Origin of the sequence: Thiomicrolovo immobilis, assembly GCF_039645955.1 — a bacterium.
In the GTDB taxonomy this organism is placed as follows: Bacteria; Campylobacterota; Campylobacteria; order Campylobacterales; family Sulfurimonadaceae; genus Thiomicrolovo; species Thiomicrolovo diazotrophicus.
In genome coordinates this window covers 1,197,232-1,218,155 of the sequence record NZ_CP147916.1, presented here as the reverse complement: position 1 = coordinate 1,218,155, position 20,924 = coordinate 1,197,232, and the positions used below count along the sequence as shown (strand labels likewise).

Below are 20,924 nucleotides of genomic sequence, written 5' to 3'. Positions count from 1 at the left end.
ATGAATACGCCACACTTCTATGCTGTCATTATCGGGACCGAGATCCTCAACGGCCGCCGCAACGACAGGCACTTTGCTTTTCTCAAAGAGGCCCTGGGCTCGTACGGGCACGCCCTATACGCCTCGCTGGTCATCAAAGACGACGCTTCCCTGATCGAAGCCACCTATCGCATGGTCCTCGCCGATCCGGATGCCGTACTGTTTAGTTTCGGCGGGATCGGTTCGACCCCCGACGACCTGACCCGTCCCATCGCGGCGAAGGTCTTTACCGATAAGCCGCTGCGGCGCCACTTCCAGTTCGAGCAGGACATTATCGAGCGTTTCGGCGACGAGGCCCGTCCCCACCGCATCCGTATGGCGGACCTGCCCGTCGGCGTCACCCTGCTGAAAAACCCCGTCAACAATATGTCCGGTTTTGCCCTGGAGAACCGCTACTTTTTCGTACCGGGCTTCCCGGAGATGGCACACCCTATGATCGAAGCCGCCATCAAAGGACACTTCTCCCAGCCCAAACACCTCCATCGCCGAACATTGATCGCCGAGACAAGCGAAAACACGCTGATCGACGTCATGAAAAAGGTGCCGGAGGCGATCGAGTTCTCTTCGCTTCCGATGCTACGAGACGGTGTCGCCCGTGTCGAGATCTCCGTCGCCGGCAGCGAAACCCCCGACGTTGACGATGCGTTCGCGCTCTTTACCGACTTTCTGCACGACGCAGAGATCGCCTTCCAGATCACATGATACGCTTTTTGCTTTTCGGCTTCGTGTTCACCGCCGTCATGGGCGCGCTGAACCTCTACGCCTACCGCCGTTTCTTGCGACGACTTCACTTCGGAACGCCCGGGGCGTGGAGGGCCGCCGCGCTTTTCCTCTTCATCGTCGAGGTCTTTTTCGTTTTTCAGACCCTGACCCACCTCCTGCCCGATTCGCCGCTGCTCTATTACCTGCTCAGCAGCAGCGTCGGCGTTACCTTCATCCTCTTCTTCGTCGCCCTCGTCTATGACCTGATGCATACGGCCGCGGAGCGCATCCCTTTTCAGCCCGAACGCCGCCGCTTCATCAAGATCGGCTTTGATCTCACGATGATCATCGCCGCCGTCAGTTACCTTCTTGATGGGCTGATCGGCGGTCTGCGCCGCCCGATGCTCCGTTTTGAACAGATCGCACTGGGCGAAACGGATGCGGAGCCCTTCCGTATCGTCCAACTCAGCGATATGCACATCGGCCTGGACATCCGCAGGGAGTTCGTTGAATCGTGCGTGACGCGCACCAATGCACTGCGCCCCGACATGGTCGTCATCACCGGCGACCTTGTCGACAGGAAGATCGAACACGTTGCCGCGGAACTCGAACCCCTCAAAGCGCTGCAGTCCCGCTTCGGGACCTTCTTCATTACCGGGAATCACGAATATTTCCACGGCGTGGAGGCCATTGTGGCGCACCTGCGCGATGCACTGGGTATTACCGTGCTTGACAATGAGAGCGTGAAGATCGCCGAGCGGTTCAACCTCGTCGGCGTCAACGACCTGATCTCCAAACGGATGGGGGTAATGCCCTACGACGTCGAAGCCGCTTTTGCGGAGTGTGACCCCGCCTTGAAAACGATCGTCCTCTCCCATCAGCCCAAAAGTACGCGGATCATGCAGCACAAGGCGTACGACCTGATGCTCAGCGGCCACACCCACGGCGGGCAGATCTTTCCCTTCGGCCTGCTCGTGATGATCGACCAGCCCTACCTCGCGGGGCGCTACCGCGTCGATGCGGACAAACAGATCTATGTCAGCCGGGGCACGGGCTACTGGGGACCGCCGCTGCGGGTGCTCGCCCCCAGTGAGATCAGCGTGATCGATATCGTCTGATCAGCGTCCCGTATGCAGGCGGCAGCTGACGGAGGTGGCACAGCTTTTACCCTCGAGAACATACTGCAGCTCATAGAGATTCTCCATGCTGTAGGCGATATCCTCGAATGACTCCCTGTCCCCGGCAAACAGCAGCTGGTCGCCGATTTGAAGTGGCATCCCCGGGTCCGGAAGCAGAAAATCCTCATCGCCGCGCCGCAGGTAGAGCGCAACGGCGCGGTTGCAGTAGCGGTGATCTTTACGGCTGCGGAGCAGGATCTCCAGCTCCGCCGTTTCCCCTTTTTCCAGGTGGCGGCAGAGCGCGTATGCATGCTCTTCGTCGACGACGGTCTCCAGCTTGTCGGGATTGTCGCCGATGATCTGTTTGAGGGTGATGATGAGGCCGTCGCCCCACTCCGCCCCCTTGTTCTTGATCAGCTGCAGGAACCGTTCGCTGAGCGGCCGCGCGATGGCGATATAGGTCTGATTGATCAGCAGGTTCTTGACGATCGTCACCCGGTCGATGTCTGCGGCTTTGAAGACGCTGTCGTCGTGGATGTTGTTCTGACGGGCAACCGTAAAGATGTTGGGGTTCAGTTTCTTCGCCGCCATCACGATGCTCAGGTTGATAAAGTCGTCGTTCATGCCGGCGATGATGCAGGAGGCCTCTTTGACCCCGGCATCGAGCAGGAGTTTTTTGTCCTGCCCCTCCCCCACCATGATGTGGACATCGTCCTTGCGCATCTGGCGCACCTTTTTTGGGTTCGTTTCGATAAAGACGTACTCGATGCCGGCACGCTTGAGCGCGATGCGCAGCGCCTTGCCCATCCGGCCGTAGCCGCAGACAATGTATTTGCCCTCGGTCGGGATCATGTCACGGGGGTGCAGCTGCAGCGGTTCGCCGTAGATCCACTGCTCCAGCATCAGCAGCGAGGGGGCGCGCAGCCCCATGTACAGCCGCTTGGCCACGATTTTGAAAGGGTTTTCGACGATCTCGATCCCGATGGTATTGAGGTTCTCCGCATACTCCTCGTAGGTCGCCTCGACGATCACCTTCACGTGGGGATTGAGCAGTTTGGCCGCCATGGCCGTATGCAGGTTCATCGCATCGTCGCTGGAGAGGGAGACAACCGCCTGGCACAGGGGCTTGTTGACACCGGCCATGCGTAGCACGTCCGGGTCGTTGATGTCGCCGTGCAGCGCCGGGATCTCCAGCGTGTAGTTCGCCAGGACCATTTCGTCGATGCGCATCGCGTCGTTCTCGATAACGACGGACTGGATCCCTTCGTCGCTCAGTTTGCGGATAATGCTTTTGGCCAGGAGGTTGTAGCCGACGAAGATGATGAAAGGTTCGCGGATGCCGTGGATTTTGCCTTTGAACTTCGAGAGGTCGATCTGGGATGCGAGCACCTTGTCCTGCATCAGGGCAACGATGGCGCCGATGGCGTAGAACCACCCGATGACGGAGAGGTAGATGGAAAAAGAGACCCAGAGACGCTGCGGGTAAGTAAAGCTGTAGGGCGTCTCCCCGAAACCGATCGTCGACGCGGTATAGGTGACAAAATAGAAGGCGTCAAAGAAAGTCAGATGGTAGGGCCGTCCCTGCTCGTCCACGCCGGGGATAAGCACCATGCCCAGGATGGAGATGCCAAAGGTCGTGATCAGCACGAACATCGGCACCCGCAGGCGCCGGATGATCAGGAAAAGCGCGGTATTGTCCACGGCCTCAGCGCTTCGATTTGATGGTTTCCGCCGTGAAGAGGATGACGGAAACGATATTGGCGATCATGGCCCCGCCCGAGAGCGAGATGATCGCGACGACCACCTCCGTGTTCATGCCGACGACGTATTCGCCGAAGGCCCAGACCGACGCGGAGCTGATGAGCTGGATATCGGCCACCAGGCTCGTCGCCAGCAATACGGCGCCGATCTGCGTCTTGTCCCCCAGTTTGTAGACGGTCGCGATCAGGTTGAAGATAATCGCCGCGAAAAGCTCATACCGGCTGTGCTCGTCAATGACCGTCGGATCACCGTAAAAGAAACCGAAGTTCGTCGTCAGTGCGAGGATAATGAAGAAGCCGGAGATAACGTTGGACAGGTTCATAGACACTCCTTGGCAACCATTCTATTCTCCCCTTTTTTAAAAAGGCTTTAACCGTCATCCCCTATTTGACGCATTCTAAAAATTACTATATAATTTTGTATATAATTAATATTGGATGATATCATGAAGCCGAAAAATGAGATAACCCGCTCGCTCATCGTCGACAAAGAGGTCTGGAACGAAAGCATGAAATACGCGCGGCAGCGCTATAAGATGAGCCTGAGCAAAGTCGTCGAGCACCTGCTAGAAGAGTGGTTGAGCAAGGAAAAACGCAAGCCCCTCGAGAACGAGCGGCAGGAGAAGCTTTTTTAGCGGTAGTGGCGCTCGAAAGGTTTCGGACTGTTCCCCGTTTTGAGGAGTTCAAGGCGGGCGATGCGCTGCTCCGTCGTCGGGTGGGTGCGGAATAGCTCCCCGAAAGAGAGCCGTTTGCCGCCGAAGGGTGAGACGATAAAGAGGTGGGCGTTCTCCGGGGTCGCGCCCTGTACGCTGCCGCGGGTGTTGTAGGTCTCCAGTTTGCGCAAGGCCCGCTGCAGCCACTCGGGGTGCCCCGTGATCCACGCGGAGCCGGCATCGGCCATAAACTCCCGGGAGCGGCTTATGGTCATCTGGATGACGCTGGCCGCCAGGGGCAGCAGTAGCGCCAATGCGATCATGACGATGGGGTTGCGCCCGCGGTTGTTGCCGAACATCGCCCCGAACTGCATCATATTGGCGATCATCGCAATGGCACCGGCAATGGAGGCGGCCACCGTGGCAATGAGCATATCCCGGTGTTTGACGTGGGAGAGCTCATGGGCCATAACGGCTTCGACCTCCTCATCGTCAAGCATCTGCAGCAATCCCTCGGTAATCGCGACGGCGGCGTGTGCCGGGTCACGTCCCGTGGCAAAGGCGTTCGGAGTCGGTTCGTGGATGATATACATCGCCGGGACCGGGAGGCCCGCTTTGTGCGCGAGGGCGCTGATGATGCGGTAGAGGCGAGGGTTCTGCTCCGGCGTAACCGGTTCGGCGTGGTAGTGCCGCAGCAGCATCTTGTCCGAATAGAAATAGGCGTAAAAATTCATCCCGCCGGCAAGCAGCAGTCCGATCAGCGCCCCGTTCATGCCGCCGAAATAGCCGCCGAGCATCACGAACAGCACCGCCAGCGAGGAGAGGAGAAAGACGGTTTTGACCTGTTCCATCACTCTTTCCCCTCTTCTCCCAACAGGCCGAGCATCTGTTTGCGGTGGGTCTTGCGGGCGTAATCCGCGCCGGTCAGCCCGAGCTTGTCGGTAATGGCGGTGTCCGCGCCGTTCGCCATGAGAAGCTCAACGATCTCTTTGCGGTTATAGCAGACGGCGGCCATCAGCGGGGTAAAGCCGCTGGCCCGGCGGGTCTCGTTGACGTCGACTCCTTCGTCGATAATCTTGCGCACCATTGCCGGATTGTTATAAGTGATCGCGACATCGAAAACGCTCACACCCTCATCATCGGCATCAAAGAGGTCCGCGCCCGCCCCGACCAGGAGCTCCAGTAGCTCATCGCTGCAGCGCAGCCGAAGCGCCTGGGCGATCACCGACTCTCCGTGCTCGCTCTTTTCATTGACGTCGGCACCCTCTTTGAGACTCTTTTTGACACCGAGATAGTCATCCGACTGTAGTAACGTCGACCAGTTGCTCATTGCTTCAATCCTTTGCGAAAGTATAACACCGCAACTTCTAACCGACAGCTTCGGTTTTGCATCAATGAGGCGCCTTAATACGCGCCTTAGAAAATCCCGCTGCCAAGTCAGATGCAGGGTTATCAGAGCTGGTCTGTGTTAGAATTCCGAAAAAATTCAAGGAACCTGCTCTATGGAAATGATTGAAACTGCAGACGCATTCAAGGCCAAAGTGGCTGACATTCAAAACGGCGAAGGGTACAAGGCACCGGTCGCCTTCGGTATCTGCCGGGTCGATTTCGGCCAGCTGAACACCGACAAGATCCTGCAGGCGACCTACCCGGTCGTCAACTGGGATGAGAACTTCGGCAGCGCGGCGATCTTCATGGAGGCGCTCAAAGAGAGCGGCTGTCCGGTAGACATCAGCGGCGACGAGGCGATCTGCAACGTCACCCTCTCTTTCCTCGAGAGCTGCCTCAATGCCTTCACGCCCTATGCGGATGAAGCCTACGGCGACGCCCATAAGAACATCCAGGTGATCTCTGCGCTGTACAACCAGATCAAAGAGAGCGGTATGCGCGACGGCGAGTTCCGCGTCGTCTTCATCTTCAACGATGCGCCGTGCCAGAGCGTCGAGGCAACCTACCTGAAGCTCTACGCGATGTCCCTGGGCCAGGTCGCCCTGCGCAGCATCAACCTTAACGGCGCTTTCGGTGCCCTGCCGAACGTCGCCTGGAGCGACGGCCAGCCGATCGAACTCGACTGGCTCCATGAAAACGAAATCGAGCTCAAGTTCTCCGGCCAGTACCCGCATATCGATTTCGTCGACAAATTCCCGCGCTTCCTGCAGCACATCATCCCGGCGGACAATACCCGTATCCTTGAAACGTCCAAAGTCCGCTTCGGTGCCCAGCTGCATGCCGGTACGACCGTGATGCCGGGGGCGAGCTACATCAACTTCAATGCCGGTACGACGGGCGTGAGCATGGTCGAGGGGCGCATCTCCAGCTCCGCAGTCGTCGGCGACGGTTCCGATGTCGGCGGCGGCGCATCCATCCTCGGCGTCCTCAGCGGCACCGACGGCAACCCTATTTCCATCGGCAAGAACTGCCTCCTCGGCGCCAACTCCGTCTGCGGCATCCCGCTGGGAGACGCCTGTATCATCGATGCGGGTATCGCGATCCTCGAAGGGACGAAGTTCCTTATCGAATACGAAGAGCTCGAGAAGATCAAAGCCGCCAATCCGGGCGTCGAGCTCGAAGGCGACTGGTTCAAAGGGAAAGAGCTTGCCGGTCTCAACGGCATCCACTACCGCCAGGACTCCTTTACCGGCGAGATGATCGCCCTGCGCTCCCGCCGCGAGGTCAAGCTCAACGCCGACCTTCACTAGGTACCGCTTCCGCGGTACCTACTCCTCTTCCTCTTCAAAAACGAAATTCATACTTTCCACTTTATGCAGCAGAGAGTATTCGTCGCTGTACCCTTCCAGTTCGTGACCCAGGCGCAGGGATGAGATGACGGTCTTGCCGATAATGTGGCGGCCGAAGTTCCCCTCGTCGTCAACGGTTTTGACGCCCCAGACCGTGTGAAGGACCGCAGGCTCGCCGTCGTAGACGCCCAGGTAGAGCAGGATGTGCCCTTTGAGGTAGAGCAGCGTCTCGAAGGGTCTCCCCTCCGCAGCGATCTTGGCGAGTTTCGCGGCGTCGTCAAGGCCTTCGAACGAGATAACCTTCCCGAGCCTGGACTGCTTGTAGGAGTTTCGCGGCAACCAGAGGCCGAAGGGGGCGAAGATGTCCCGCAGCGTCGAGGAGCAGTCCCGCTCGCCGTACAGCCCGCCCCAGCCGTATTTTGTCTGCATCATCGGCGCAATGACCCGGCGCATGTTTTCGCGGGTGAAGGTGAGCGGGAGCGGCGCCGCTGCTTCCCGCCGGATCTCTGCGGTCCCGGCGTGGCCCGCCGGGTCGACGCGCCACTGCGCCGCGCTTTTTTGCTGCAGCGGCAGGACCATGCCCACATACCCTTCGAACATATAGCGTCCCCGCAGGGAGTGGATCGGCATGCGGTCTTCGAGCAGCCCCAGCAGAGGCTGTGCCCGCAGGACCTCCCGCTCCGCTCTGCCGACGGGGGCAATGCGGTCGACGGGGACCCAGCCCGTCGCGTAGGAGGTCATGACGTAGGCCCATGCCCCGCTTCGGGAGTAGTGCGAAATATAGAGCGGTTCGCCAGCGAAAACGGTACTGTTCTGCAGGTAATCAAAGGGGAACCCCTCCCCGGCCACCGAGGGGTCGCGAAACAGGGGCTTCTCCGTCGGGAAGTTGCGCAGATCCAGGCGGCGCAGCGCCACGGCACGGCCGGCAGTGCTGCCGTACGCCTGCCAGTTCGCTTCGCGCAGCATCGCATAGAACCATGCCTGCGAGAGTGGCTGGAGGTTCTGTCCGTAGGCGTTTTCGGGACGGTAGACATCAAAGGGCCACTTGACCTCTTCGAGCGCTTCAGGCGCATACGCGTCGTCCCACACCTTGTAATAGGTGCTTTCGTACCCTTGTTGTACCGGCAGCGTTGCGTTGCGCTCCTGCAGCCGGATAAGGTAGGGATCGATCGTCTGGGGGAAACGCTGAAGGTCCTCGACGCCGGCGAGAGGGGGAAGCGGCGTTTCGGCCGCCGTGTCCCGGAGCATTTTGGGGGTACAGCCGCCCAGCGACAGGGCCAGGAGGGCTGCCGCCAGGGCGGTCAAAGGGCGTGGGTGGGAAAACATCTTCTCTCCGGTTCCCGCCCCTGGGACGGTTAATCGACCTGACCGAACCGCCCGACAACGCGTCCGATGATCTCGATGGCATCGGGAGCGGCGGTCTGGACGGGGTACTCTTTATTGTCAGAAATAATGTCGATTTTACCATCTATTCGCTTGTGGAGGCGTTTGATGAAAAGGCCGCCTTCGGTATTGATGGTAAAAATCCCGCCCCGGCCGATATCCTTTTTGCTGCGGTTGACAAAGATGATGTCGCCGTAGCTGAAGGTCGGTTCCATCGAATCCCCGCTGACATTGATCGCCTCGATGAAGCGAAGCTCCTGCTCCCCGCCGAGGGTCTGCACGAAATTCCCGCTCAGCATCATCGGTTCGGAGCCCTCGTCGAACACGTCCGCCCCGCCGCCGGCCGAGGCGCTGATCTCGCTGAAATAGCGGACCATATAGAACTTGTTGGTCGGTTCGATCAGGCTTTCGGGCGACTGGCCGAAGAGCAGCCAGTTGATCGCGATGGAGCGTTTGGCGCAGAAGTTCAGCAGCTCCTCATAGGGGATCTTGTTGCGTTTTTTCAGGGTGGCAAAGTTCATTTGCGAGATCCCGAGCAGGGAGGCGACATCCTTGTCGAACACTTTTTTCCCAGGAAGCTCGCCGGAAACGATATCTTTGATCTCCTCGACGATGTCGGCAAACTCTTTCATCTTCAGCTCCTTCTTTTACGCGTTGTTTTGTATAGCATAATGGTATAGCGATGTAAGATCGTAGCAAAATTATATGTCAAATTGCAATATTTGAAAAGAAAGATGTCATGCAGTCCTACAATAGGTCAAATCGAATGACAAAGGGAGCTCCCATGGCACAGATGATCAGAAAAGCGGAATCATGGTTTGAGAAGTTTGAACACTCTCTGGAAAGATTGGCCGACAGGCTGCTCTGAGCCTAGGCCTTTGTATCGGATGACGCGGATTCTTCCTCCGCCTCTTTGCGTTTCTCCTCTTTTTCGCGCTCTTCGAATTTCTGGCGATGGTAACCGCCGAAAATCATAAACATGAAAAGCACAAAGAGGATCAGCATGATCGTATCGATTACCCCGTTCACATCATCTCCTTATAGGTCTCAAAGTTCTGTTCAATCGCCTTATAGAGGATAATCCCACAGCTGATCGCCAGGTTGAGGCTGCGTCCCTCCCGCGTCATGGGGATTGTCATGCAGGCTTCCGGATGCGCGTTGAGAAGCTCGGCGGGGATCCCGGCGGTCTCGCTGCCGAAAAAGAGGTAGTCCCCTTCCCGGAAGGTATGCTCGAAATAGGGCTGCTCCGTCTTGGTCGTCGCCAGGTGGTACCGCGCGGCATCGGGGTGCGCTGCGGTAAACGCCTCCAGGCTCTCCCAGACATGCAGGTCGATCTTGTGCCAGTAATCCAGCCCCGCCCGCCGGACCGCCTTTTCGCTGATATCGAATCCCAGCGGCTCGATCAGGTGCAGCGTGGCACCCGTGTTGACGCAGAGGCGCCCGATGGCGCCGGTGTTGTTGGGGATCTGCGGATGGACAAGAACGATGTTAAACATGAGTGCCTTTAAAAGCGCAAAGCGCGTGGGCCTACTGCCGATGCAGCAAAGCGGAATTCCGCAGCAAAGCGAGGACAACGTGCCTTAGCGGCAGCGTAGACAAATGGACTTTGTTCATTTGGCGTTTAGTTAAAAAATAACGGTCCGGTTCCCGTAGACGAAGATACGGTCCTCGAGGGCCAGGCGTACGGCCCGGGAAAGGACGATCTTCTCGATATCGCGTCCGAGACGCTGCATCTCCTGCCAGTTGTGGGCATGGTCGACATGCTTGACGTCCTGGGAGATGATCGGCCCTTCGTCGAGGTCGTTGTTGACGAAGTGCGCCGTCGCCCCGATGATCTTCACACCGCGCTCATACGCCTGTTTGTAGGGGTTTGCCCCGATAAACGCCGGCAGGAAAGAGTGGTGGATGTTAAGGATCTTGTTGGCGTAGACCTCGACGAAGTTCGGCGTGAGGATACGCATGTACTTCGCCAGGACGATATAGTCGATCTCGCCGAAAGCGGCCAGGCACTCGAGCACCTTCTGTTCGTGATCGTCGCGGCTGAGCCCCTCGTGCGACACCGTATAGAAAGGGATGCCGAATTTTTCGATCAGCGGTTCGAGCAGATCGTAGTTGGAAACGACCCCGAGGATATTGGCGTCGAGTTCGCCGGCCTCGTAGCGGATCAGCAGGTCCCCCAGGGCGTGGGACTCCTTTGTGACCATCAAAACGATGTTCTTCTTCTCCGGGGAAACGATACGCAGGTTCGCCTTTTCCGGCAGCACGGCGCGCAGCTCCTTCTCCAGGTCGTTGCCGTCGATGAAGCCGCTGACGACGCTGCGCATAAAGAAGAGGTTCGTTTCTCTGTCGACGAACTCGCTGTTGGAGAGGATGTTCAGGTCGTACTTGAAAAAGATGCTCGAAACTTTGTAGACGAGCCCTTTTTCGTCACGACAATCGATCAGTACCCGGTACTCTTTCATTCTTTGGCCGCGTAGTTGGCGATGATGTCACCCATTTCACTGGTGGAGCAGAGCTCTTTGGCGTCGTAGTTGGCGAGGTCGCGCGTACGGTAGCCGTCTTTGAGGGCATGCTTGATGGCCGCGTCGATACGGTCCGCCGCCTCGTTTTCGCCCAGGGCGAATCGGAGCATCATCGACGCGCTGGCGATCGTCGCGATCGGGTTGGCGATCCCCTGCCCCGCGATGTCCGGTGCCGAACCGTGGATCGGCTCATAGACGCCGATCTTCGCGCCGACAGAGGCGGAGGGGAGCAGCCCGATAGAGCCCGAGAGCATGCTCGCCTCGTCGCTGAGGATGTCGCCGAAAATGTTCCCCGTCAGGATGACGTCGAACTGTTTCGGGTCGCGGATGAGCTGCATTGCGGCATTATCGACGTACATGTGCGACAGGGAGACTTCCGGGTACTCTTTGGCGACCTCTTCGACGGTCTCGCGCCACATCTGGGAGACGTCGAGGACGTTTGCCTTGTCGACGGAGCAGACCTTTTTGCCGCGTTCCATCGCGATCTTGAACGCCGTGTGGGCGATGCGCACAACCTCCGGCTTCGTATAGACCATCGTGTTGTAGGCCTTGTCCCCTTCCCAACCTTTGGGTTCGCCGAAATAGATACCGCCGATCAGTTCGCGCACGACCATCAGGTCGACGCCTTTGACGACTTCGGGCTTGAGGGAGCTGGCGTTGACCAGTTCGTCGTAGACGACGGCCGGGCGCAGGTTGGCGAAAACGCCGAGCTCTTTGCGGAAACGCAGCAGGCCGCTTTCCGGGCGCTTTTCGCGCGGCAGGTTGTCCCACTTTTCACCGCCGATGGCGCCGAAAAGGACCGCGTCGGCATTCAAGGAGACGTTGATCGTCTCCTGGGGCAGCGGATCGCCGGTCACGTCGTAGGCGCTTCCGCCCATCAGGACCTCTTCATAACGCATGGAGAAATCGAACCGGGCGGCAACGGCATCGAGCACCTTGACCGCTTCGTCGATGATCTCGGGACCGATCCCGTCCCCCTTGATCAGGGCAATGTTATAGGTCTTCATGCTTTTCCTCCTGCTTTGATCTCTTCTTCGGCATAGTTCATCAGGCCACCGGCGGAGAGCAGCTCCTGCATAAACGGCGGGATCGGCGTAAAGGCATAGCTCTTGCCGGTCGTCTTATCTGTGACCGTCCCTTTGTCCATGTCGACGGAGACGATATCGCCTTCGGCAATCTCGGCGCTCTCTTCGAGTTCGAAGATCGGCAGTCCCATATTAAAGGCGTTGCGGTAGAAGATGCGGGCAAATGTCGGGGCAATCACTGCGGCGATCCCGGCGGCTTTCAGGGCAATCGGGGCATGTTCGCGTGACGAGCCGCAGCCGAAGTTGTTGCCGGCGACGATAATGTCGCCCGGTGCCATTTTCGAAACGAAATCTGGATCGGCGTCCTCCATTACATGCTTCGCGAGTTCCTTGGGATCGGAAGTATTAAGATAGCGTGCGGCGATGATCAGGTCCGTATCGACATCCTGACCGAACCGCCAGACTTTTCCTTCGAGTGTGCTCATAGAAGATCCTGCAGTTTTTTGGTGCGATTATATCCAAAATCTCTCAAAGGGGGTTGAATGAAGGGATATATTAAATAATATATATTCTTTATTTCTTTCCGTCCCCATGAAGGAAAGCAAAGACTAAGCCATCATAAAGTATAATCCCCACTTAACTCAAAAAACCCACGAGGCCTGGCCCACCCCGATGGAGGGGATAAGCCGATACGCCCCAATACTACTAATTCCAGGAGCTTTTCACCCGATGACCGCAAAAGAACTCAATAAAGCCCTTGAAACCCTTTTTGTCGAACACCAATCCGAGAATTGTATCACCTACGAAACAATCGCGGAGCTTTTTGAGAAGAACCCGACATCCGCCCAGGCAAAAAGCGTCCTGAAACTTGCCGAAAAGAACAAACGCTGCCTCTACACCGCTTCGGAGCACGCCAAGCTCATGAACGAGCAGGAAGCCGAAGCGCGGCGCGATGCCCAGCGCAAACTGATCGAAAATGCCAGCGGCGAGGATTTCGACATCCTCAAGCAGCACGAGCTGATGGAGTGGTCCCGCTCCGACTCCCCGGTACGGATGTACCTGCGCGAAATGGGACAGATCCCGCTCCTGACCAAAGAGGAGGAGATCGAGATCTCGAAGAAGATCGAATTCGGTGAGAGCATCATCATCGACGCGATCTGTTCCGTCCCCTACCTGATCGACTTCATCCTTGACTATAAAGAGCCGCTCATCAATCGCGAACGCCGTGTCAAAGAGCTCTTCAAAAGCTTTGAAGACGAAAAAGACGACGGCGACGACGACAATGACAGCGATGACGATGAGGCCGGCGAAAAGAAAGTCAGTGCGAAAGATAAAAAGCGCGTCGATCTCGTCGTCAGCAGCTTCAAGGCCCTCGAAAAAGCGAAAAAAGAGTGGCAGAAAGCCTCCGAAAAACTGCCTGAAGGGGTCGAGAACGGCGACATGAATGAAGAGATCGTCCACTTCTTCCTGACGGCAAGCTTCAAAAAGAAGATTCTCAAAGAGAAGCTGCTTGACCTCGGACCGACTTCCAAGCTGATCAACGAGCTCGTCAAATCGATGGAGACCTCCCTCAAGAGCGACGAAGGGTTTGAAAAAGAGCTCAAGCGTCTCGAGTACAAGCTTCCGCTCTTCAACGATCTGCTCCGCAAGAACCACAGAGAGATCCTCGACAACATTACCGAGCTCTCCAAAGAGGATATCGCGGCGCGGGTCCCCGAAGCGACCATGGTCGGCACCTATATGGAGATCAAGAAGCTGATCCAGACCAAAGAGGCCTCCAAGGGCGGCTTCAATATGGAACCGGAAAAGCTCTCGGACATCCTCGAGCAGATCAAGCGCGGTAAGGCGATCTCCGAGACGGCCAAGACACGGATGGCGAAATCGAACCTCCGCCTCGTCGTCTCCATCGCCAAGCGCTACACGAACCGTGGACTCCCCTTCCTCGACCTGATCCAGGAGGGGAACATCGGCCTGATGAAAGCGGTCGACAAGTTCGAGTACCAGAAGGGGTACAAGTTCTCCACCTACGCCACCTGGTGGATCCGGCAGGCGATCAGCCGCGCCATCGCAGACCAGGCGCGTACGATCCGTATCCCGATCCACATGATCGAGACGATCAACCGTATCAACAAGATCATGCGCAAATACCTGCAGGAAAACGGGAAAGAGCCGGATGTCGAGACGATCGCCGAAGAGGTCGGCCTCTCCGTCGAGAAGGTCAAGAACGTCATCAAGATCACCAAAGAGCCGATCTCCCTCGAGGCACCGATCGGCAGCGAAGAGGACGGCCGTTTCGGCGACTTCATCGAAGACCGCACCTCGCTCTCGCCTTCCGACGCGATCCTCAAAGATGACCTCAAGGTCCAGATCGAAGGTGTGCTCGAGCAACTCAACGAGCGCGAAAAAGCCGTTATCAAGATGCGTTTCGGGATCATGGACGACGAAAGCGACCGCACCCTCGAGGAGATCGGTAAAGAGCTCAACGTCACCCGCGAACGCGTCCGCCAGATCGAAAGCAGCGCGATCAAAAAGCTCAAGCACCCTAAAGTCGGCCGCAAACTCAAGAACTATATCGAGGAATAATGACCTTCGAACAGCAGTGGATCGAATACGATTTCAACCCCTATATTCTCTTCAGCGCCGGGGGCAAGGTCCTCTCCGTCAACGCGGAAGGACAGTACCTGCTCGGTGCCGTCGACCGTCTGACGCTTTTTGAACTTGCCACGACCTACGCCAGCCCCTCTTTCGGGTTTAAAACGACCTTTATGGAGCTGGAATACGGCCGCTTCAAGATCTTCGGCATCATGGTCGGCTACGTCAACGAGGAGGAGATCGGGATCCGCTTTTTCCAGACCCCCTCTTTCCAGTTCTCCCGCCCGGAGATCGAAGGCGAGCTGGTCAACATCTACTCCCTCATCGACCTCTGTATCGCGACGAACTCCATCGGCAGCAAATCCGCCTTCCAGAAGGACCTGGACCCGACGATGCCCGAGACGCGGCTCAACACCGACCAGTTCATCCGCCTGCTCAACAAGATGTACGAATCCTTCGGCGGCAGCGAAACGATCACGACGAAGCTCGCCTTCCGAATCGGAGAGTACATCCTCTACGAGGAGAAGAAGTACACCTTCTTCTCCCTCAAGGTGAGCGGGAACGTTTTCGACGAAGTCTATAAGTCGGCGATTGAGCAGATGTGCAAGAAGAACCACCTCTTCTGCGAGGTCGGCAAGAAGGCCGTAACGGTCAACATCCCCATCATCAACCAGTAAAGGGTGAATCAGCGGGAGGCGAAAAGCGCCTTTCCGCTCAGAAATCCCGCCACGATTCCCGCAGCCAGACCCGGCAGAAAATACCAGAGTGAAAGCATGTTGTTGTTCTTGAGCGCGATAAATCCCAGCACCAGGATGCCGTAGGGCACCAGGCGGTAGACGGAGAGCAGCGCCGGCGTCGATTTGGAGACGTTGCGTACGGTCGCCTTGTTCGCCTTCAGGCGCGCCTTCTCCTCCTTAATGACATCCTTGAGTGGCTTCTCCTCTTCAACCTCCTCTTCGCTCTCGCTGTAAAGGTCATAAGGGTCGTCGATCTTCTCGACCAGGTCCTCCTGGTGGATCGCCGTTTCGTTTTCCAGATTGCGCTGCACGAGTTTACGGTAACTGTAAAGCGACCCCAGCAGGATCAAAAACGCGGAGACGAAGGCAATCTGGGCATTGAGAAAGGCCGCCTTGGAGACGGCGAGCAAACCGTACAGAAGGATGTGGACAGCGAGAAAGGGACTAATAGTGCTTCGCAGCGTCGTCATCGTCATCGTCGTCGTCACCTTCAAGGGTTTTGGGGTTGTAGCGCGGGTTTTTGGAGAGCTCTTCGAACTCTTTGTACTGTTTCGAGTAGGCCTTGAAGACGTTCAGGAAGGCCGCGGCGATCCCGATAACGACACCGACCCAGAGCAGCCAGGTGATACCCGTCAGCTTTTTGAGACCGATGCCGAGCGCCACCCCGATCAGCACGGCCACGACCATCGAAATACCGAGCGAGAGCGTTTCCGCCCCCTCGACAATCGGCTTGAGGCGCGGCTTGCGCTCTTCGGGTTCTCCGTTCTCCGGGGTCAGGCCCGTCAGGTGCTTGTCCGCCATCAGAGTGTCCCCATCACTTCGTCCGCCGCGCTGATCGTCGCCTCGATCATTTCGTCGGTGATCTGCGTACAGATAAAGCCCGTCTCGAACTGCGAACAGGCAAAATAGAAGCCGCGTGACAGCATACCGGCGTGGAAAGCAGCGAAGCGTTCCAGGTCCGACGCCGCCGCATCGTCAAAGTTCTTCACCGGCTTGTCGTTGAAGAAGAAGCCGAACATCGAACCGCGCACATCCGTCTTCAGTGCGATACCGTGCTTGGCCGCCGCCTCCGCGAACCCTTCCATAAGACGTTTGGCACGCGCTTCGAGCACGCTGTAGAGCTTGGCGTTGCTGCGGAGTTTGCGCACGGCGGTGATCCCCGCCGCCATCGCGACCGGGTTCCCGCTGAGCGTCCCCGCCTGGTAAACAGGCCCTTCCGGGGAGAGCTTCGCCATGATCTCCGCCTTGCCGCCGAAGGCACCGACCGGCATCCCGCCGCCGATGACCTTGCCCAGGGTCACCATATCCGGCGTCGTCCCCGTGATGGACTCCGCACCGTGCAGGGTCGCGCGGAAACCGCTCATCACCTCGTCGAAGATCAGCAGCGCGCCGTGGGCGTCGCAGAGCAGGCGCAGTTCCGCCAGGAACTCTTTGTCCGCAGGAACGAGCCCCATGTTGCCGGCGATCGGTTCGATGATGATACAGGCGATGTTGTCCGAATCCTCGAAACATTTGCGCACACTCTCGATGTCGTTGTACTTGGCCAGGAGGGTATGCTTGGTAAAGTCAGCGGGAACGCCCGGGGAGCTCGGGTTGCCGAAGGTCGCGAGGCCCGAACCGGCCTGCACCAGAAGCGCGTCGCTGTGACCGTGGTAGCACCCCTCGAACTTGACAATATCGTCTTTGCCCGTAAAGCCCCGCGCCAGACGGATGGCGCTCATGACCGCCTCGGTCCCGCTGGAGACGAAACGGACTTTATCGATGCTCTCGAAGATCCCGATGACCTCTTTGGCCAGTTCGCTCTCGGAAAGCGTCGGCGCCCCGAAACTGAGCCCATGCCGGACCGCGTCGCAGACCGCGCTTTCGATCGCCTCGTCGCGGTGGCCGAAGATCAGCGGCCCCCAGCTCTGTACATAGTCGACATAGGCGTTACCGTCGATGTCGTAGAGGTGCGCCCCCTCTCCTTTTTCTATAAAAAGCGGGGTCCCGCCGACGCTTTTAAAGGCGCGTACCGGCGAATCCACACCGCCGGGAATCAATGTCTGAGCTTCTTCAAATGCCTGAATCGAGGATGTAATGTTCATTGACCGTCCGTAAAAGGGGCGCGTACGCGGCGCTGACGCGCAAAAGCCCCTGAATTTTCCCGCCATTATAGCAAATGGGTTATAATTCCCCCACTTTACAACAAGGCCGACAGAGCGCAGCGCGGCTGGAAGGAAACACCGACCCGATGAGCCGAAGTACCGCCGCCCTCATTATTGCCGTACTCTTCCATCTGCTCATCCTGGTGCTTTTACTGCTCCTGGGCTTTCTTTTCGTTACCGAGCCGGTCGAGCCAAAGGTCCAGGAGCATCGCATCAAGGTCTCGCTCAAGGAGCGCCCGAAAGCCAAAGCAAACGCCGCGCTCCCGAACAAGCGCCCGCCGGCGGAGAAAATCCCCCCGATGCCCAAAGGCAAGCAGCTCGAAAAACTTCCCAAGGCCCAACCGCTCCCGCAGCCGCAGCAGCAGCTGCCCGTCACGCAGCCGACACCGGTCAAACCGCAGCAGAAGATCCCGACGCCCACAAAGATCGCCGAGCCGCAGAAGCGGGTCGCCAAAACGGAACCCGTGCCGCCTGAAAAGCCCTATATCCCTTTTATGAAAACACCCGAGCCGAAAACGGCCGAGGCCAATGCCACCGCGGTGCCGACGGAACATAAAAACCTCTTTGCCAAACTGTCGCAGAAACAGAAGAACGTCGAACAGAAAGCTGCCGCCAAATCAGCGACCGCGCGGCGCGAAAGCCGTATCCCCGATGATATCCGCGAGGCCTACGGCGATGCGTTCGGGAAACTGAGCGAAGGGGAACAGAAATACCTGCTTGACAACCAGGAGATCATGCGACGCCTCACCCAGACCCAGCTCAACGCCACCGGCAGCACGATGATCCCCAACAACATGCGCGTCAACGACTACAACATCGTCGAGTTCTATCTCCACCCCGACGGCCGGATGACCGATTTCCGCACCGTGCGCAACAGCGGCTTCTTCCTCCTTGACGAGGTGACCAAGGAGACGATAGAGTCGGTCTACTGGAAATACCCCCGCCCGGAGCAGAAGACCCTGGTGCGCTACAAATTCGGCTACTACCTGCGCGGCTATTAAGCGCTGCGCTCCTGGGCCGCTTCCCCAAGCGCCTCTTTGCGCGTCGTGACGTCGACGATCTTCGTGACCATCAGATCCGAAGTGACGTTGAGGGAGGTCCGGAACATGTCGAGGACACGGTCGACGGCAACGATTAGGCCGATATAGTCCGCCGGCAGACCGATCTGGTTCAGGATGACGACCATCATCACCAGCGAGGCGCTTGGCAGCGCCGCGACGCCGACGGAGAGCGCCACGACGGTGACCCCCAGCAGTACCTGGTCGCCGAAAGAGAGCTCCATTCCAGCGAGGGTCGCGATGTAAAGCACCGCCACGACCAGGTAGGCCGCCGTCCCGTCCATGGAGACCGTCGCCCCCAGCGGCAGCACGAACCCTGCGCTCTCCCGACGCACCCCGCCTTTATGCTCGCTCACCTCGATGGAGACCGGCAGTGTCGCCGCGCTGGAGGCGGTGGAAAATGCGAGCAGAATCGCTTCCTTGACCTGCCCCATATAATGGTAGGGGTTGACCCGTGCGAAGAAAGCGACAAGCGACGGCAACGTCACCAGCCCGTGCAGCAGAATCACTCCGATGACGACGAGCATATATTTCCAGAGCCCGAGAATAACGTCGACCCCCTCGTCGGCAACGACATAGGCGATCAGGCTGAAGACGCCCAGGGGCGTCAGTTTGATAACCCATTCGGCCATCTTGAGCATGGCGTTGTTGACGCCGGTAAAGAAGTCGAGCATCAATCCTTGGTGGTGGTCGCTGAGGTAGAGGCTGGCGATCGCGAAGAGGATGGAGAAGACGATCACCTGCATCATCGCCCCGTTCGTCAGGGAGGCGAAAACGTTTGTCGGAATGAAGCCGAGCAGCATCGCTTCGAATGAGAAGGGTTTGATCTCGTGCGCCTGCGCGAACGCGATCCCTTCGGCGGAGACCGCTTCGCCGATGCCGAGAACGTTCATGACGACGATCGCCAGCAGGACTGACAGCGCCGTCGTGAGCAGGTAGAGCCCGATGGTGCGCAGGCCCATATTTTTGAGATGATGCAGCGTCCCCAGCCCGGCGATGGCGACAAAGATGCTGGCAAAGACCAGCGGGACGACGAGCATTTTCAGCAGGGCGACGAACATCTGTCCGATGATCCGCTGCGCCAGGGCCAGTTCGGGGAAGAACGCGCCAAAAAGCGCTCCCAGAACGATCCCGGCGAGGATGAGCCCGTTCGTCGACGCGAGCGCCGCGCGCAACTGCGTCACTCCGTACCCTTCAGCAGGGCGAGCGCCCCCTTGTAGATCGGCTCGTCGACGAAACCGTACACCTCGTGCGTGAAGCCCGTCACCCCTTTCGCGCGTTCGGCCTCAAAGAGTGCAACGATCTCCCGCGCCCGCGACAGTGCCGCCTCGTCCCGGCCGAAGGCCGCCATCACCTGCTCGGCCTGTTTCGGCGCAATGCACCCCTTGGCGTCGAACCCCATCTCGCTTTCCAGCGCGAGCCAGGCGGCAAAGCCAGCCACGTTACGGTAATCCTGGTAGACGAAGGAGACGGGTTTGACGCCGAGAGCGCGACAGGTGACGAAAAAGTGCGACAGCAGGTAACGCAGGGTCGGGTTCTCCGGAGCGATCAGCGCCTGGTCGAGCCCCAGGTCGGCGAAGAGGTCGAGGATCCCGAGGTAGAAGGTGCACACCCGCGAATCGGTCCGCAGTGAAGCGAGGGCGAGCCACGCCTCTTTCGTCTCAATGGAAAGGTGGACTTCGATCGGTGCGGGTACCAGTGAAACGATCCGCTCCACCTCCTCCGCCGTGCGGACCTTCGGGACGCGGATGGCGTCGGGCATATAGGGGGCGAGAAATGCGATCTCCTCCACCCCGCCCTCGTCAAGGGGGTTAACCCGGACGATCAGTTTCTTGCTGCTTTGCGGCAGGCGCGAAAGCGAGAGGGCGCACAGACGCAGCGCCACCGGCTTCTGTTCGGCCGACACCCCGTCTTCGAGGTTGAACATCACCGCGTCGGCGGACAGCCGCGGAATCTTCGAGAGATGCTTGACGCGGTGGGCGGAGAGCATCAGCGGCGCGTGAAACGCGGCAGAGCCGTTCAGGGTGCGGCGGCGTGGTGAGAGCAGCGCGTCAAGCGCACCGGTGTCGAGGGTCTCCGCGGCCCGCTCCAATTCGGGAAGGTCAGTTTGGAACATTGGCATCCTTTGGGTGCAGGTAACGGTAGAGGGTACGGCGCTCCTCCTCGGTCAGGAAGTAGCGCGGCATCCCTTTGACGCGGCCGTTCAGGGCCTGGTCGAAATCCTCGAAGCCGATAACATTGATCGCCGGAGCGGTAAACGATTTGCGAACGCCCTTGTCGGTATAATGGGCGATCACCTTCCCCTCGCCGTGTTCGCCGTGGCAGAGATTGCAGCCGATCCCCCTTGGATTGTGATAGAGCTGCGCGGCGTATTCCTGCGGGGTGATGAAGGACTCCTCCGCCGCAAGCAAGGTCGCCAAAAACAGGAGCCAACGGGCCATTAAAAGCACCTT

Annotated in this window: 24 protein-coding genes; 7 read left to right on the top strand and 17 right to left on the bottom strand. The window is 58.4% G+C overall.

Annotated features, from left to right (window positions below; genetic code table 11):
• Together WCX72_RS06245 and WCX72_RS06240 are read left to right on the top strand one after the other, a co-directional pair.
• Window positions 1–741, top strand: a complete 741-nt coding sequence (locus WCX72_RS06245) for a molybdopterin-binding protein (protein ID WP_345971450.1) — start codon at window positions 1–3, stop codon at window positions 739–741.
• Between the two features lie 8 nt (window positions 742–749).
• Window positions 750–1,859 carry a metallophosphoesterase gene (locus WCX72_RS06240; RefSeq protein WP_345971449.1) on the top strand — a complete coding sequence of 370 codons (1,110 nt, stop codon included), beginning with the start codon at window positions 750–752 and terminating at the stop codon, window positions 1,857–1,859.
• Here the strand turns inward: WCX72_RS06240 and WCX72_RS06235 are convergent, their stop codons facing one another.
• Window positions 1,860–3,560, bottom strand: coding sequence for an NAD-binding protein (locus tag WCX72_RS06235; protein WP_345971447.1), 1,701 nt, complete (start codon window positions 3,558–3,560; stop codon window positions 1,860–1,862). It lies immediately after the preceding gene.
• Window positions 3,561–3,564: 4 nt separating this feature from the next.
• Window positions 3,565–3,942, bottom strand: a complete 378-nt coding sequence (locus WCX72_RS06230) for a DUF6394 family protein (protein WP_231018017.1) — start codon at window positions 3,940–3,942, stop codon at window positions 3,565–3,567.
• Between the two features lie 111 nt (window positions 3,943–4,053).
• On the opposite strand from WCX72_RS06230, the gene WCX72_RS06225 reads away from it, so the two are divergent.
• Window positions 4,054–4,254, top strand: a complete 201-nt coding sequence (locus WCX72_RS06225; RefSeq protein ID WP_345971446.1) for a hypothetical protein — start codon at window positions 4,054–4,056, stop codon at window positions 4,252–4,254.
• Here WCX72_RS06225 and htpX read toward each other — a convergent pair.
• Both htpX and WCX72_RS06215 read right to left on the bottom strand, forming a co-directional pair.
• Window positions 4,251–5,123 carry a zinc metalloprotease HtpX gene (gene htpX / locus WCX72_RS06220; protein ID WP_345971445.1) on the bottom strand — a complete coding sequence of 291 codons (873 nt, stop codon included), beginning with the start codon at window positions 5,121–5,123 and terminating at the stop codon, window positions 4,251–4,253. The genes WCX72_RS06225 and htpX overlap by 4 nt on opposite strands.
• Window positions 5,123–5,602, bottom strand: coding sequence for an ankyrin repeat domain-containing protein (locus WCX72_RS06215; RefSeq protein WP_345971444.1), 480 nt, complete (start codon window positions 5,600–5,602; stop codon window positions 5,123–5,125). The genes htpX and WCX72_RS06215 overlap by 1 nt, the downstream gene beginning before the upstream one ends.
• Window positions 5,603–5,774: 172 nt before the next feature.
• Between WCX72_RS06215 and WCX72_RS06210 the strand changes: the two genes are divergently transcribed.
• Window positions 5,775–6,971 (top strand): tetrahydrodipicolinate N-succinyltransferase N-terminal domain-containing protein, encoded by a 1,197-nt coding sequence (locus tag WCX72_RS06210; RefSeq protein WP_345971443.1) that lies wholly within the window; start codon window positions 5,775–5,777, stop codon window positions 6,969–6,971.
• 18 nt (window positions 6,972–6,989) lie between these two features.
• Here WCX72_RS06210 and WCX72_RS06205 read toward each other — a convergent pair whose 3' ends face one another.
• From WCX72_RS06205 to WCX72_RS06175, 7 genes are all read right to left on the bottom strand, one after another.
• Window positions 6,990–8,336, bottom strand: a complete 1,347-nt coding sequence (locus tag WCX72_RS06205; protein WP_345971441.1) for an SH3 domain-containing protein — start codon at window positions 8,334–8,336, stop codon at window positions 6,990–6,992.
• Window positions 8,337–8,365: 29 nt separating this feature from the next.
• A complete protein-coding gene (locus WCX72_RS06200; RefSeq protein ID WP_345971440.1) occupies window positions 8,366–9,025 on the bottom strand; it encodes a LexA family transcriptional regulator in 660 nt (219 codons plus the stop codon).
• A gap of 238 nt (window positions 9,026–9,263) precedes the next feature.
• Window positions 9,264–9,422, bottom strand: a complete 159-nt coding sequence (locus WCX72_RS06195) for a hypothetical protein (RefSeq protein WP_231018010.1) — start codon at window positions 9,420–9,422, stop codon at window positions 9,264–9,266.
• On the bottom strand, window positions 9,419–9,889 hold the full coding sequence (locus tag WCX72_RS06190) for a tRNA (cytidine(34)-2'-O)-methyltransferase (protein ID WP_231018009.1): 471 nt from the start codon (window positions 9,887–9,889) through the stop codon (window positions 9,419–9,421). The genes WCX72_RS06195 and WCX72_RS06190 overlap by 4 nt, the downstream gene beginning before the upstream one ends.
• A gap of 129 nt (window positions 9,890–10,018) precedes the next feature.
• Entirely contained in the window at window positions 10,019–10,855 is an 837-nt protein-coding gene (gene purU / locus WCX72_RS06185; protein WP_345971438.1) for a formyltetrahydrofolate deformylase, read from the bottom strand.
• Complete coding sequence (gene leuB, locus WCX72_RS06180) at window positions 10,852–11,922, bottom strand: 3-isopropylmalate dehydrogenase (RefSeq protein ID WP_231018007.1); 1,071 nt, start codon at window positions 11,920–11,922, stop codon at window positions 10,852–10,854. The genes purU and leuB overlap by 4 nt, the downstream gene beginning before the upstream one ends.
• A complete protein-coding gene (locus WCX72_RS06175) occupies window positions 11,919–12,425 on the bottom strand; it encodes a 3-isopropylmalate dehydratase small subunit (RefSeq protein ID WP_345971437.1) in 507 nt (168 codons plus the stop codon). Before WCX72_RS06175 ends, leuB begins: the two co-directional genes overlap by 4 nt.
• A 244-nt stretch (window positions 12,426–12,669) precedes the next feature.
• Between WCX72_RS06175 and rpoD the strand changes: the two genes are divergently transcribed.
• Both rpoD and WCX72_RS06165 read left to right on the top strand, forming a co-directional pair.
• Window positions 12,670–14,523, top strand: a complete 1,854-nt coding sequence (gene rpoD / locus WCX72_RS06170) for an RNA polymerase sigma factor RpoD (RefSeq protein WP_345971436.1) — start codon at window positions 12,670–12,672, stop codon at window positions 14,521–14,523.
• Window positions 14,523–15,209, top strand: a complete 687-nt coding sequence (locus WCX72_RS06165; RefSeq protein ID WP_345971434.1) for a hypothetical protein — start codon at window positions 14,523–14,525, stop codon at window positions 15,207–15,209. Before rpoD ends, WCX72_RS06165 begins: the two co-directional genes overlap by 1 nt.
• A gap of 8 nt (window positions 15,210–15,217) precedes the next feature.
• Here the strand turns inward: WCX72_RS06165 and WCX72_RS06160 are convergent, their stop codons facing one another.
• From WCX72_RS06160 to hemL, 3 genes are read right to left on the bottom strand one after another with little or no spacing between them, the layout of a single operon-like run.
• The gene (locus WCX72_RS06160) at window positions 15,218–15,745 is read right to left on the bottom strand and encodes a hypothetical protein (protein ID WP_345971433.1); all 528 of its coding nucleotides are present in this window, start codon (window positions 15,743–15,745) and stop codon (window positions 15,218–15,220) included.
• Window positions 15,714–16,070: an AtpZ/AtpI family protein gene (locus tag WCX72_RS06155; RefSeq protein WP_231021205.1), complete on the bottom strand. Its 357-nt coding sequence runs from the start codon at window positions 16,068–16,070 to the stop codon at window positions 15,714–15,716. Before WCX72_RS06155 ends, WCX72_RS06160 begins: the two co-directional genes overlap by 32 nt.
• A complete protein-coding gene (gene hemL, locus WCX72_RS06150; RefSeq protein ID WP_345971432.1) occupies window positions 16,070–17,353 on the bottom strand; it encodes a glutamate-1-semialdehyde 2,1-aminomutase in 1,284 nt (427 codons plus the stop codon). The genes WCX72_RS06155 and hemL overlap by 1 nt, the downstream gene beginning before the upstream one ends.
• 146 nt (window positions 17,354–17,499) lie before the next feature.
• On the opposite strand from hemL, the gene WCX72_RS06145 reads away from it, so the two are divergent.
• On the top strand, window positions 17,500–18,414 hold the full coding sequence (locus WCX72_RS06145; protein ID WP_345971431.1) for an energy transducer TonB: 915 nt from the start codon (window positions 17,500–17,502) through the stop codon (window positions 18,412–18,414).
• Here the strand turns inward: WCX72_RS06145 and WCX72_RS06140 are convergent.
• The 3 genes from WCX72_RS06140 to WCX72_RS06130 are packed head-to-tail and all read right to left on the bottom strand — an operon-like array spanning window position 18,411 to window position 20,912.
• A complete protein-coding gene (locus WCX72_RS06140; protein WP_345971430.1) occupies window positions 18,411–19,655 on the bottom strand; it encodes a dicarboxylate/amino acid:cation symporter in 1,245 nt (414 codons plus the stop codon). The two genes, WCX72_RS06145 and WCX72_RS06140, sit on opposite strands and share 4 nt — an antisense overlap.
• Window positions 19,652–20,587 carry an aldolase/citrate lyase family protein gene (locus tag WCX72_RS06135; RefSeq protein ID WP_345971429.1) on the bottom strand — a complete coding sequence of 312 codons (936 nt, stop codon included), beginning with the start codon at window positions 20,585–20,587 and terminating at the stop codon, window positions 19,652–19,654. Before WCX72_RS06135 ends, WCX72_RS06140 begins: the two co-directional genes overlap by 4 nt.
• The gene (locus WCX72_RS06130; protein ID WP_345971428.1) at window positions 20,574–20,912 is read right to left on the bottom strand and encodes a cytochrome c; all 339 of its coding nucleotides are present in this window, start codon (window positions 20,910–20,912) and stop codon (window positions 20,574–20,576) included. The genes WCX72_RS06135 and WCX72_RS06130 overlap by 14 nt, the downstream gene beginning before the upstream one ends.
• Window positions 20,913–20,924: the final 12 nt, after the last annotated feature.